The sequence below is a fragment of the Dethiosulfatarculus sandiegensis genome, from assembly GCF_000931935.2.
Classification (GTDB): Bacteria; Desulfobacterota; Desulfarculia; order Desulfarculales; family Desulfarculaceae; genus Dethiosulfatarculus; species Dethiosulfatarculus sandiegensis.
The window spans coordinates 1-13655 of the sequence record NZ_AZAC01000022.1; the positions used below are offsets into that span (position 1 = coordinate 1).

Below are 13655 nucleotides of genomic sequence, written 5' to 3' on the forward strand. Positions count from 1 at the left end.
GTAAGCTCCGCTCCAAGCGCCTTCTCAACCAGGGCCTTCTTCAGCTCTTGGAATATTCCGTTTTCTCCCAACAGGTCTTCGGGCTTCTCATAGCCCTTGAGCAACTCATCAAGCAACTCGTCCTTGGTAGCCATTGTGCGTACTCCTCCGATGAAGGGGTGATTATCTCACAATTGGCTCCATACACGAAATTCCTGACACTCCCGGGAGTTCTCAAAAACACCGACTCTGTCCCAAAGGCTCTGAAGACATACAATCCAGCACTTGTGTGATCAAGCGCCCAATTCCTTTGAAACAGGTCTAATTTGGGTGATACCGACTATAACCAGGATCAACATCGCGATGACCGTCCAGAAGGCGCCGTCGTATGATTTGGTGGCATCAAAGATCCCGCCGAATAGGACGCCTCCCAGCCCGGATAGTCCGCCGCCGAAAAGGGTAAGAATTCCGTAAAGGGCGCCGAGGGATTTGCGGCCGAAACAATCGGCCATGAGTGGCACCCAGGCAGGTACGTTCAAACCGAAGCTGAAGCCGTAAACCATCATGAACGCCAGGTACGAGCCCATGGTTTTCAAGCTCATAGCCCAAAGGAAGCAAAGGCAGATGAGAATCGTGGAGATGATCAACATCTCTTTCTTGCCAAACCGGTCTACCAGGTATCCCGACAAGATTTCGCCGATTACAATCATGATGCCCATGAGCATGAAAACTTTGCCGATCATGGGCCCGGAAACCGCGATGTCCACCCCCGAGGCCGCCGCGATATCCTGGCCAAAGGCACAGGCATTACTGATAAAACCGAGCGAGGGAATCAGGGAAAAAATATAAATGAATATTAAAATCCAAAACACTTTTGTCTTCAGGGCTTCCCTGACCGTCCATGCGGCCTCATCGGATACCGCTGTTAACGGCGTCTCTCCCGTGGCGCCGCTCGTTGCTTCGCCGGCATCGATGCCATCCGGTTTCAAGCCCATGGATTCGGGGTCTTTTCGAACAAGCTGACTGGCCGCCATGCCGGCAAGACCGCAGATAACTGCAAAAACAACATAGGCGTTCCGCCAACCAACGGATGTGCTGAGAAACGGTACTAAAATCCCGGCCACTACCACACCCATTCCTGATCCGGCCAGGACTAACCCAATCGACATGCCGGCCTTTTTTCTGAACCATTTGCGCGCGGTGGTGACATTGGGAACAACCAGGGTGCCGGCCACGCCAAAGCCGGATATTATTGAATAATATAAATATATTTCAATTTGCGCGGACATGCGGGAATGCATGAACATTCCTATTAAAAGTAAAACGCTGCCTCCGAACATTACCCACCGGGCACCGAAACGATCCACCAGCCGCCCCACGAAAACCGCACTCACGGCGTATACCGCCATGTGAAGGGTAAAGGCTCCGCTCACCATGGCGCGGGTCCAGCCAAAATCCGTTAGGATATATGGCATGAACATGCTGAATCCAAAACGGGCTATGGATGAACACAAGGCCACTATGATGCAGCCCGCCAAAACCCACCAGCCATAAAATATCTTTTTGGAATCGCTAGTTAACGTAATAGTTTCCTGGCTGGATGACATGTTTTATCCTTTCCTGTTTTACACCGTGAATAACTAAGTTGTTCTGTTCGCTACTGAAAGGCCCCGGTTCGGCCTAAGTATCTACCTTTTGGGGATTCGTCCCCCTGTCCGAGTGAAGCGGTTATTCGCCGTAGGTCATAAGGCGTTGGCAGCGCAGCCGTTGTCGGGATCATTTGGATGAGTCCCAGCCACGGTGCCGGTCATTTATCCCAAACGGTCATGTCATGACGCTTGGGGAGTTTTTCCGGGCCTGATTCCAGCAGTTGAGTGCGAGTCAGGGCTTCATGCTCAAGCCAGGAGCGGTTCGCCGTTCCAAGCATGAGCCGGGCTGGGCCGTCCCTGAACGCAAGCCGTGACTCTACCCGCCAGGGGAGCAGCCAGCGGTACGGCTTGCCGGTGATGGATTGTTTTCACTTATCGCTGCAAGATCCACTGCTCCCCGGGGCCATGGCGGGGGGAGCTTAGGATCCTGGCCAAGAGATGTTCGCAGGCCGTCTCCGGAATTTCCTCCCCCGGCCTCAGCGACCAATACATCCCGTCTATTTCCAGCACCGGAACCCGGGGCAACACGCCCGTGCGGGCCAGAAGCGGGGGCTCGGACATGGACTTCACCCGGCCTTGGCAGTTCAGCTTCCGCATGGCGCTGTGAAGGTTGTGGTCAATGGCTGCGATGCGGTCCGCATTGTAGTCCCAGATGATGATCTCCAAAGATTGGTCCATGATATTTATGCTCCCTGGCCAGCAAGGCGGCCCGCGCTACCCGCGGATATAGCGTTCCGCCTGCAGGGCGGCGATAGTGCCATCGGCCATGGCGGTCGTGATCTGGCGGTATCTCTTGACGATGACGTCGCCCGCGGCGAAAACCCCGGGGAGATTGGTCTCCATGTCTGCGTTGGTTTTGATGTATCCGCCGTCCAGGTCAAGAATGCCTTGAAAGATGCCTGTGTTGGGCGTCTGGCCGATGAAGCAGAAGATGCCGTCCACCTCTTCAACCCGGGTTTCATGGTTGATTGCGCTTTCAAGGCGGACGCGGCCCTTGCCGCCGGGCAGGGCCTCCACCTCAGCCAGCTTGGTAGAGGTACTGACCTTGATTTTTCCGCTTTGGCGAGCTTTTTCCTGGGTGGATGCGGCGGCGATGCACCGGGGAAAGACCTCGACGATGTGAACGGACTTCACTCCCAGATTGAGTAGGAACAGCGATTCGTCAAAACCACTGTTTCCTCCGCCCATGACGATAACGTCCTTGCCTTTATAGGGTGCGCCGTCACAGACGGAGCAATAGTGCACCCTGGGGAAATCGGTTTTGACCGGGAACGGGATGGGGCGGCGTCCGGTGGCCACGATAACGGCCTTGCCCTGGTAAACTTCGCCCTCGGAGGTCGTGACCTCCTTTATCCGCCCGCCGAAATCAACCACCTCCACCCCGTCAACTTCTTGTATCTCCACCCCCAGCGATTCCACGTGCTCACGGCATTTGTCCATCAACTCTTCCCCGTGGATGCGGGGATAGGAGGGAACGTTCTCCACGGTGTTGGTCCAGTTGACCAGCCCCCCGCACACCTCTTTTTCAAGAATGCATACCGAAAGGTTGGCGCGGGCCGCGTAAATCGCAGCGGTCATTCCGCAGACCCCGCCCCCGACGATGAGGAGGTCATAAGCTCTCGCGCTATGATTCATTTTCTCTTACGCCTTGCTGTAGAAGGCCATGGTTTCGCGGGGATTGAACACGCCGGTCTGTCTGCCTCGCACCTGCCCGCCCTTGACGGCGCACAGGGTGGGCACATGCTCCACACCGGCCATTTTCATTATCTCGGGCTGTTCCTCCGAATCCACGGCGGCCAGGGCGATATCGGGCATCTGCGCCTTGACCTTGGTCAGCACGGTGCGCATCACCTTGCAGTGGGGACACAGCTTTTTATGAAAGATCACCAGGCCTTCATGCGAGGCAATCCAGTCCTTGAACGCGGCTGAATCCAGATTGATCAGTTCGGTATCGGTCATTGCAAACCACCTTGCTAAATTGAAATGGTCAAGCAGGGCCGGCGGCTTCCCGCCGGCCCGCAGCTGTTTACGTAATTACGAGGCGCGCAATTCGGAAATGCGTTCGCGCAACATATCGAAAAGCTCCTTTGCCACCTCCGGATGCTTGTCCAGCACGTTGTGCAACTGGAAGGGGTCTTTCCGGCGATCGTAGAGTTCATCCCTTTCAGGCACCGAAGCGGAACTGCCCGGGGTGCAGGTCCACTGATCCGCTCCGTCCGCGGAAGCTGCCTCCTGATAGCGCTCCTGGGCGTCGCTATTTTCCTGCTTGGCGGCCTCGGCCATCTCCTTTTGCGCGGCGACCTTCTCGTGGAAGATTCCCTTGCCGCCGGTGGCGACCAGATGGTCGCTGTTGACGCTGGCGGCATAGAAGTCCTTGCCCATCTTGTCCGAGTCCCCGCCATTGGGCACCCAGTGGATGTAGCTCCAGTCATCGTTGTAGATTGACCAGGAATATGGATGGTAGCCGGAAATGCAGAAATCGTGGACCTTGTCGGTCTCGCCCCTCAATACGGGCAGCAGGGACTTGCCCTGCATGTCGGGATGGACTCCGATTTCCAGCCAGTCGCACACGGTGGGGGCGATGTCGGGGCTTTGCACATAGGACTTGATCTTCTGGCCGGGTTCTATGCCGGGGCCGCGAACGATGAGCGGAATGTGCGCCAGCTCTTCATACGGCCAGGGCCGGCACTTGCGCATCAGGCCATGTCCGTGCTCGTCATTTCCCAGAGGTTCGCCGTGGTCGGAAACCATGATAACGAGCGTGTTTTCATCCAGGCCGAGGCGGCGCATCGCCTGCATCAGCCGGCCCAGGTTTTTGTCGCACAGTGTCACCAGCTCCGCGTAAAGCATGCGGATGTGATGCAACTGCTCCTCGGTGTAGAGGCCGCCAAGCACATCGGCATACGGCAGGATGATGTCCTTGCCCTTGTAGTCGGGATCATAGGGGCACTTCATATCCGGATCATAGACCGAAGGCGGATCCCAAGGCTCGTGCGGATCGAAGCTGTCCACCCATAGATAGAATTGCTTGTTGCGGTCCACAGTTTCCAGGTACTCGATCGCCTTGCTCATGGTTTTGTGGACGTAGCGGTCTTCCTCGCCGTTCCAGTACTGGCGCTGCCTGAGATAATTGGTGGCTTCGGAAAGGCTGGCCTCGGCGGCCCTTTGGTTGTATCGCTCGGCATAGGCCTTCACCGAATCCTCCTCCACGAAATCCATCACGTTGTAATGGATCAGGGGATCTTTCTCGTAGAAGTAGTCGTCGGCCTCGTGGCCGTGATTGAACCAGACCTTGTCGAAGGCCCGGGTGTAACCGAATTTGGGAAGCCGATACATGGGGCAGTCGAATATCAGGGCGGTATCTATCGGGCGCCCCCAGCAAAGATCGGCTATGGTGGTGTCTTCCGCGGATAGCGGCGTCCAGCCGGCGAAGGGAAGCGTGAAACGTCCGGTATGCATGGCGCGGCGCGCGGGCACCGTGGGCAGGCCCTCGGTGTAGGCATTTTCAAACATGGCCCCCTCGCGGGCCAGGCGGTCCATGTTGGGGGTTTTGATCCATTCGTTGCCGTAGCAGCCCACATAATTGAATTGCAGACTGTCAAACATCACCACGATTACATTCTTGACCATGATTGTCTCGTTCTCCTTTGAGTGCTTATGGTTCACATCAGCAAATTATTTACGACCGTACAATGCGTCGTTTTTTTTCAGCAGGTCGGTGGCCTTCTTGTAAATGCCTTCAGGATCGGCATAGGAACAGTTGGATTTGGCCACTTCCTCCAGCCAGGCCTTGAATAGAACCGGCTGCAAAATGGCGGCGGCCCGCGCTTTTTCATCAGCGGAGGGAAAGAAGAATTTCTGGCCTTCCTTCTTCATAGCGGCTATGTCCCGTTCCACGCCCTTATCAAGCGCCAGCGCTATGGCCCGGGTCATGGCCTCGCCGGTTGTTTCCTCGAAAACCTTCTTGATATCCGCGGGCAGGCTGTCCCACTTGGCTTGGTTCATGCCGAACCAACAGGAACCCGAATCGAAATCGTATAAGGTGGTGTATTTGGTCGCTTCGTTCACCTTGAAAGACCGCATGGGCGGGATGGGGTAAAGAACCCCTTCGGCCATGTTGCGGCTAAGCGCCATGTAAAGATCCGGACCTGGTTGGACCACCGTGTTGGCGTCAAAGGCCTTTGCGACGCTGATTGAAGTCTTTCCGACACAGGCAAGCCGCATGCCCTTCATGTCTTCCACTTTGCGGATCGGCTTGTCCTTGGTGCTGATCTGCAGGGATGCGGTTTGGTGCATGCCAAATATCTTGATCCCCTTGAACTCGTCCTGGATGGCGGGCGTGGTTTTCCAAAGCTCCCAAAAAGCCATGCTCCCCGCCAGCACCGTTGATGATGACATCGGGATTTTGGAAATCACCGTGGAGAGGGGAAAGCGGCCGGGATGCCGGCTTGTGTAGTAGTCGCCGATGTCGACCTGGCCTTTTAGTACGGCGTCACAGATTTCCGCATCGGGGCAAATGGTGTTGCAGTTGTAGTAAGTGATGATCACGCGACCTTTGGTGCGCTGCTTGATCTCCTTGATCCAGGATTTCCAGACAAACTGATATACAGGATGCCTGTCCATGTACTGGGTCGCCATTTTGAGCCGGATCGGTTTTTGGCCCGCCAGGGCGAATGATGCCGTGAGCATGAGCAAACAAGCTGATATTCCCAAAAACAATAGAAACCTTTTCATTCGTAACTCCTTTTTCAGAGGTCAAATCAAAGTGTTGGGAAGGAACAGGGCGATCTGCGGAAAAGCGGTAAGCAGAGCCACCACTAGCAACATGCAACCTACGAAAAGCACTACGTACTTGAATATTTCCGCCATGGGCGCGCCGTCGGGCATTCCCGATATGGCGAAAACCACCAAGCCCATGGGCGGCGTGATCTGGCCCATTTCCATTAGCAAAACCGTCACGACACCGAACCAGATCGGGTCAAAACCCAGAGCTTGGATGGTGGGATAGATGGCGGGAAGGGTCAGAAGAATCATTGGTATTACATTGAGCATGCAGCCCAGGAGGATATACAGAAGAACCACCATGGCGAAGACCAGGTATTTGCTGGTGGTGATTCCTTTGATGACATTGGCAAGTTCGGTGGGAATCTGGGTGGCCGCCATGAAATAGCCGAACAAATTCACACCGATCATGATCAGCATGAGCTTGCTGGTCATGTTAACTGAACTCTTGAGGGCTGCGATAAATCCCTTCCAGGAGAGACGCCGGGTAACCACGGCAAGGGCAAAGGTGCCCGCGGCTCCCACCGCGCCCGCTTCGGTGGGGCTGAAGGCTCCGGCGAGCATGCCGCCCAACACGAAAACCACCAGTCCCAGCATGGGCAGCACACCCTTCAGCGAGCGCAGTTTTTCACTGAGCGGATACTTTTGCCCTATGGGAGCCAGTTCCGGCCGAATGCGCGCCAACATGTAAAGCACTACGCAAAAAAGAGTGGCCAGGAGGATTCCGGGGATAACTCCTGCCATGAAAAGCTTGCCCAGGGATTCTTCCGTGATAATGGCATAGAAAATAAAGCCCACGCTGGGAGGGATGAGGATGCCCAGGGTTCCACCCGAGGCCAGGGCGGCGCAGGCCATCCCGTTGTTGTAATTCCGGCTTTTCATTTCAGGCAGCGCCACGGACGACATAGTCATGGCGGTGGCGAATGAATCGCCGCATATGGCGGCGAAGCCGGCGCAGCCGGCCACGCTGGCGATGGCCAATCCGCCGGGCAAACGCTGCAGCCATTTGGATGCGGCTTCGAACAAATCACTGCTAATCCCTGAATAGAGCGCCAGTTCGCCCATCAGAATGAACAAGGGGACCACCGACATGGTGTAGGACATGGCCGTCTGCGGCGCGCCAAGCCCCATCATCTGCAAGGGGGAGAGATGGTCGGGATTGATGAGCATGAGCCCGACCACGCCGATCAGCATCATGGCGTAGCCGATGGGCATGCGCAGGATAAGTAAAACGATGAGAGCCAGGAAGCCCGTTGATCCGGTAAGCAGGTAGTTCCAGGAAAGAGCGGTATCTTCAAGCAGCCAGGGCAACAGGTAGACCAGCACCGGCAGGCAAAGCCCCAAACAAACGGCCAGGTAACTTCGATTGTCGATACACTCCGCGATTGCCTTTCCAAGGCATTTGATCAAGGCCATGATCAGCAACAGCAGTCCGCCGGCCGCGATAAAATAGAAAGGATATATGGTGATCAGAAATACTTCGGTGAAATGCGGCTGTTCCATGCGTTCCAAGGCTACGGCCAGGACTTCGAACATGAGAAGAGCGATGAGAATGAGGCTTAGCGCCCAGTGAAAAACAAAAAGAAGCCGCTGCAGAAATTTGGGAAAGTGGGGGAAAAAGAAATCCATGTCAATGTGATCATGCCTCAACTGTGGGCCCGCAAGGCTCAAAAATACGAGCATCAGCATGAGCAGCTCTTCGATTTCGATTGTTCCGGAGATGGCCAGATTTGACACTGACCGCAGAATGACATCCAGGGTGATCGGAATAACCATCAATACGAGACAGCCAACGGCCAGGAAAAAAGCCTTGCTGACCAGAAAATCCGTTAGTACGCAGTAACGCCGCCAAAGATTATTGGTGACCATGTTCATTCGTGTACTCCTCTTGGTGCCACTTTGACCGGGCAGATGCGGCGTACCCGGCGGATTGACCAAACTCTGTAGGCTTTGCAGCCTCCTGCGACGAACAGCCCCACATAAAAAACTGGCTCTCGCCGCAGGACGCTTGTATGCTTAAGCAAAGCATGTGCCAAATGGCACTAATTATTAAGTTGCAGTAATTTAAGCTAGTTATCTTGATAGGCGCTAGAATGTTCGTCTTAAAATGATTATATTTTTGGCTTTTGTCCATTTTTTGGACAAGTGTTTGTAAATAAATTGGACAAACCGTGCGCGGTTGCCATGGCAAGACCCGCAAGGTAAAGGGTAGCAGGGCATGCCACTCATCAGTTCCCGATCTCCTCATACCGCTATGACCATAATTGTCCTCCATCATCTCGGCGGCAGGTGCGAAGTCTCTGTTCTGCCCCTGCTTGTGGGGATCAGCGGGATGGAGCTTTCCGAATGCATAAAGGAAATTGGCCGACTCGGCCTGCTTGAAGAGGAAAACAGTTCAGTCGTCTCCATCACTCCAGTGAAACGGTTGCCGAAAAACCTTGTTTCACAGGCGTTGTTGGCATCCACCTTTTTTCCTGAAAATACTGTCGCTTCAGCTCTTTACAGTTACTATAAAAAAGACTTCAAAAGTTTTCTAGGACAAGCGTTGGCTACGCTCAGGACGCTAATTGCAAAGGATAGGCCTCTTGCCATTCGACGAGCCTACGATGCCTTGGCGTACGGCATCTTGAAAATGCGTATTCCACTCACAGACAAGGAGCTGTGTTTCAATTTTATTGATAAGTGCATGCAAATCCAGCGTGACATTCTATGGTTTCCAAGCAATTCAAAGAATCAGATACTACTTTTCTGCAAAATAAAAGGTATGGCGTTTTATGTGGGAGACAAGAGGTCGATAGGCTATATAAATGTATGTATGGGTTCATTAAACCAAAAAACCCGCTCAATCTCAAAGATGAGGCTTTATCATAAAAACATGAAGAACGGTAAAGATGTCATATTGTCTCTGGGGGACAATGATATCATCATGTTGTCTTCGCCTTTTATTGTGCTTTACTCTTTCCTTGAGGCAGACTTTACCACAGCGCTCAATTTTGCATATACCATATTATTTTCCGAAGAAGAGGACTGTGACGCCTGTCTGAATACCACTTTGTATAGTTACGCATCCCTGTGTGCCGTCAATATGGGTAATTATGAGTTAGGCAGCAAAATATTAATTTCGGGAATTAAAAGAATCGAAGAATTAGACAAAAATATTAATACAAATACCTTAAAAGCTTTTTTGGCATATGTTTATATCCTGCAACAACACTATGAGGAAGCGTTGACCATTATTGACGGCCTTCTGGGAATGCATGCTTGGTCGATAATGACCTATGCGGACTTGTGGATATCCAGGGCGCTGGCTTTTTATCATTATAAACGAGGTGAACTAAAAAAATCATATGCCTGTTTTAAAAACCTGCTGCAGGAAAGCAGCTACAGAGGGATCTCCCATTCCAATTATGTGGCTGCCCCTTTCGTGGTTGAGCTTTTAGGCGCGTATTATATTGCTGGATTCCATTCCCCCCAAGAGCTTACCATTCATGAAGAGCTAAAATATGCCATGGCCTCGCCATCAAAGGTGGTAAAAGCAGTTGCGTTACGTGTTGCTGGAGAGGTCCAGGCGCACGATCATGGCTGGAATGATCCGCTAGTCAGCACTTATTTGGGGAAAAGCCTTAGCCTCTTTCGCAGTATTTCCGCTCCGCCGGACATGGCAAAAACCCTTTGCACACTGGCATGCATGTACCAAGCCAAGGGAGAAATGAAGAAGGCGCGTGAAAATGCCGGAGAAGCATGGAGCATCTGCCAACGCTACGGTCAGCCATTTTGGCCTGAAGAACTGAGTTCACTGCTGGCTACATCAATAAAACGCGAAAGCACTCAGCCTGTAAGCTGCTTGGAAATAAGCACGCAGTTGATTGGAAATTTCAAGTCGCAATCAACCTTTAATACCGGCCACAACTTGTTAAACAGCCTGTTTGGGTCGCTTCTTGTTACCTTCGGAGTTGGTACCGGGTGTGTCTTTTACGCAGCCGACAAATCTCTGGAACAAAAACTATCTGTCAACATGGAAAGAAAAAGAGGGGGCAAGACCTTAACTGAAGAGCAAAAAATAGACATCCGAGAAACACTTCAAGAAAAACGGAGCCACGTCAAGGAAAGGGTAATCAACAATGGGGGCATGAATGGATCTTCCTTGTGGGGCAGCACCACTTCACGGGAAAGATATCTTTCTATTAATATATTTGTGGAAGCACAGAATTATGGCACATATATATTTAACGTCTCTGGCAATATGCTGGCACATATTGCTGATTCAATAAATGGTGACTTGATTGACTTTATCGAGAGTTGCCTGTCCGCCCAGATCTGTATCTATATGGCGCAAAAAGATGCATGGCAAGATCGTCTTGAAACATCGAGGAAAATTACCGATCATTCCGAGGAACATACCGATTTCTATTTCCATTCACGTTCTATGAGGGACATCATCGATCGAGTGGACAGACTTGCCAGGAAGGACACCACGGTAATGATTCTCGGTGAATCAGGTGTTGGCAAGGAATTGATCGCAAAGAGATTTCATGACAAAAGCCTTCGAAGCGGAGAATTCATTAGCGTAAATTTGGCTAACATACCTTATGAACTTTTCGAGAGCGAATGTTACGGACACGAGAAAGGAAGTTTTACAGGAGCGAATTATCAAAAGAAAGGCCTTTTTGAGCTCGCGGACAATGGGACGCTATTTATAGACGAAGTAGGAGATATACCACTTTCTCTCCAAGTTAAATTGCTTCGCGTCTTGCAAGACAGACAGTTTATGCGGGTTGGCGGCACAAAACATCTGCATTCAAATTTCCGGCTTATAACTGCAACCAATCGTGATATTAACAGTCTTGTAGAGCATGGTCAGTTCAGGGAAGATCTTTACTATAGGCTGAATGTGGTTTCTATTCGTATCCCGCCCTTGAGAGAGCGCGAGGAAGATATCTTTTTTCTAGCTGATTATTTTCTTCAAATTTACTGTGCGCGCTACCGCATCCCGCAGAAGCATTTAAGTGCTGACATAAAACAAAAAATAAAAGATTATTCTTGGCCGGGAAATGTGCGCCAGCTAAAAAACTACATTGAACGGTATTGCGTGCTTTCCGAAAAAGATCTTCTATTCCCTCCTATGGAGGCCGATGTTCAGCAGCAAGAAATAACACCTTCTTCTACCGAGGCTGTACCGAATCTTTTCGCTGAAAATCCCACTCTTCAAGAACTAGGCGATGCCTATTTCGAATATATTTATACCCAAACAAACGGCACTGTTGGTGGATCCAACGGGATTTCTGCAATTATGGGGATAAGCCGAACTACTGCCTACAATTGGATAGAGCGCCTCGGTCTTAAGAATAAATACAAACGCGTACTACGCCGTTCCTAAATCTGAGGTTGTTTTCAGGTGAAATAAAAAGAAGCTAAACTTCTGAAATATCATCCGGTAACAATTTTCTGTGTGATTCGTAGACATCCTTTCAATGTGGTAGAAAGGATGGATTATGACTCCAGAAGCAAAGAAATGACTGAAATGGATAGAGGTTTTGAACCTCCCCGGTATTTCCGGAGAGCGTTTTGTGTGAGTCAGGCTGCTTTAGCCTGAGGTTTTTGCTTTTGATGATACACCTGCTCCATTTCGACCGGTGGAATATTTCCGATTGGCTCCAGGAGCCTTCGGTTATTGAACCAGTCCACCCAGGCCAAAGTTGCGAATTCCACGGCCTGATGGTTTTTCCAGGGGCCTTGCTTTTTGATAACCTCAGTTTTGTACAATCCGATAATCGGTTCGGCCATAGCATTGTCATAGGAGTCACCCACGCTTCCCGCGCTTGGCTCAATGCCAGCATCAACTAGGCGTTCGGTGTAGCGGATGGAAAGGTATTGGGAGCCGTGATCCGAGTGATGCACCAGAGGGCCAGTGTCCTGCCGGGTGTGAATAGCCTGTTCCAAAGCCGCCAGGGGCAGATCGGTCTTCAGGGAGCCGGACAGCCACCAGCCTACTATCATGCGGGCGAATACGTCGATCACAAAGGCTACATAGGCAAATCCGCGCCAGGTCGAAACATAGGTCAGGTCAGCAATCCACAGCTCGTTGGGACGGCTGGCTGTAAAGTTGCGCTTGACCAGATCGGCAGGCCGCGAAGCTTCATCACCGGAGGTGGTGGTCTTGAACTTCTTGCCCCTGATGGCCCCAGACAGGCCCATATCACGCATCAGACGCTCCACCGTGCAGCGGGCCGCCTCTATGCCTTCCCGGATCAGTTGCCGCCACACCTTGCGAGCACCATAAACACAGAAGTTTTCATCCCACACCCGGCGGATCTCCACCCGTAAATAAGAGTCCCGCTTGGCGCGGGGCGGCAAACGGCCGGGATCAGCCTCACGGGCCTTGTGCTCATAGTAAGTCGACGGGGCGATCGGCAATAAAGCGCAGATCGGCTCGACCCCGCAGATATGACGATGCTCGTCAATAAACCGCACCATCACCTCGGTATGCGGTCGAGCTCCGCCTGGGCGAAAAAAGCCGACGCTTTTCTAAGAATCTCATTGGCCCTTTTAAGCTCGCGATTCTCCCGCTCCAAATCTTTGATCCGCTGCTTCTCCGATGTGGTCCGGCCCTCACGGCTCCCCTGGTCCCGCTCGGTCTGCCTCACCCAGCGCCGCAAGGTCTCACAGGTGCAGCCTATCTTGGGGGCTATCGAACTGATGGCAGACCACTGAGAGCTGTATTCCTCCTGATGCTCAAGCACAAGACGAACCGCCCGCTCCTTTACCTCTTTCGAATATCGCTTACCTTGTTCCATGACCTCATTCTCTCAAACTCTGAGGTCTCCGGTAAACCCAGGGCGGTTCATCATTTGTCAAAACTGAGGAGTGTCAGGAATTTCGTGTATAGAGCCAATTGTGAGATAATCACCCCTTCATCGGAGGAGTACACACAATGGCTGCCAAGGACGAGTTGCTTGATGAGTTGCTCAAGGGCTATGAGAAGCCCGAAGACCTGTTGGGAGAGAACGGAATATTCCAAGAGCTGAAGAAGGCCCTGGTTGAGAAGGCGCTTGGAGCGGAGCTTACGCACCACCTGGGGTGCGAGAAAGGTAAGAAGCCGGAAGCCAAAAGCGGCAACACCCGAAACGGCCACGGCAAAAAGCGGGTGAAGTCAAGCGGTGGCGAAATAGAGTTGTCAGTCCCCCGCGACCGCGACGGCAGCTTCGAACCTCAGTTGATCAAAAAGGGCCGGCGCCATTTCGACGG

10 protein-coding genes, 1 pseudogene and 1 other annotated feature are annotated in these 13655 nt (G+C 52.3%); of the genes and pseudogenes, 2 read left to right on the forward strand and 9 right to left on the reverse strand.

Translation table 11 applies throughout. The features are described from left to right. From X474_RS26210 to X474_RS15130, 8 genes and pseudogenes are all read right to left on the reverse strand, one after another. Positions 1-134 (reverse strand): annotated as a pseudogene (locus X474_RS26210) (IS256 family transposase); the annotation flags it as partial. 138 nt (positions 135-272) lie between these two features. After that, positions 273-1586 carry an MFS transporter gene (locus tag X474_RS15100; protein WP_044350077.1) on the reverse strand — a complete coding sequence of 438 codons (1314 nt, stop codon included), beginning with the start codon at positions 1584-1586 and terminating at the stop codon, positions 273-275. 414 nt (positions 1587-2000) lie between these two features. After that, positions 2001-2306 (reverse strand): cyclin family protein, encoded by a 306-nt coding sequence (locus X474_RS15105; RefSeq protein ID WP_044350079.1) that lies wholly within the window; start codon positions 2304-2306, stop codon positions 2001-2003. A gap of 36 nt (positions 2307-2342) precedes the next feature. Beyond that, positions 2343-3263, reverse strand: coding sequence for an NAD(P)/FAD-dependent oxidoreductase (locus X474_RS15110; RefSeq protein ID WP_044350080.1), 921 nt, complete (start codon positions 3261-3263; stop codon positions 2343-2345). Positions 3264-3269: 6 nt separating this feature from the next. Further along, positions 3270-3587, reverse strand: coding sequence for a thioredoxin family protein (locus X474_RS15115; RefSeq protein ID WP_044350081.1), 318 nt, complete (start codon positions 3585-3587; stop codon positions 3270-3272). 75 nt (positions 3588-3662) lie between these two features. Beyond that, the gene (locus X474_RS15120) at positions 3663-5258 is read right to left on the reverse strand and encodes a sulfatase family protein (RefSeq protein ID WP_044350083.1); all 1596 of its coding nucleotides are present in this window, start codon (positions 5256-5258) and stop codon (positions 3663-3665) included. Positions 5259-5303: 45 nt separating this feature from the next. Beyond that, positions 5304-6362 carry a TRAP transporter substrate-binding protein DctP gene (dctP, locus tag X474_RS15125; protein ID WP_044350085.1) on the reverse strand — a complete coding sequence of 353 codons (1059 nt, stop codon included), beginning with the start codon at positions 6360-6362 and terminating at the stop codon, positions 5304-5306. Positions 6363-6383: 21 nt separating this feature from the next. Next, positions 6384-8285 carry a TRAP transporter large permease gene (locus X474_RS15130; RefSeq protein ID WP_052515258.1) on the reverse strand — a complete coding sequence of 634 codons (1902 nt, stop codon included), beginning with the start codon at positions 8283-8285 and terminating at the stop codon, positions 6384-6386. A 457-nt stretch (positions 8286-8742) separates the two neighbouring features. On the opposite strand from X474_RS15130, the gene X474_RS15140 reads away from it, so the two are divergent. Next, complete coding sequence (locus X474_RS15140) at positions 8743-11787, forward strand: sigma-54 interaction domain-containing protein (RefSeq protein WP_052515259.1); 3045 nt, start codon at positions 8743-8745, stop codon at positions 11785-11787. Positions 11788-11984: 197 nt separating this feature from the next. Here the strand turns inward: X474_RS15140 and X474_RS15145 are convergent. Next, positions 11985-13204, reverse strand: a protein-coding gene (locus X474_RS15145) for an IS3 family transposase (RefSeq protein ID WP_156360787.1) whose coding sequence is annotated in 2 segments (ribosomal slippage) — positions 11985-12916 and positions 12916-13204 — 1221 coding nt in all. Because the reading frame shifts where the segments join, the coding sequence is not laid out codon by codon here. Beyond that, positions 12810-12926 (reverse strand) — a sequence feature (AL1L pseudoknot). Its footprint overlaps the gene before it by 117 nt. Before the next feature lie 137 nt (positions 13205-13341). Here X474_RS15145 and X474_RS15155 point away from each other — a divergent pair. Next, positions 13342-13655, forward strand: a 314-nt coding sequence (locus X474_RS15155; protein ID WP_044350090.1) for an IS256 family transposase, incomplete at its 3' end; no start/stop codon positions are given.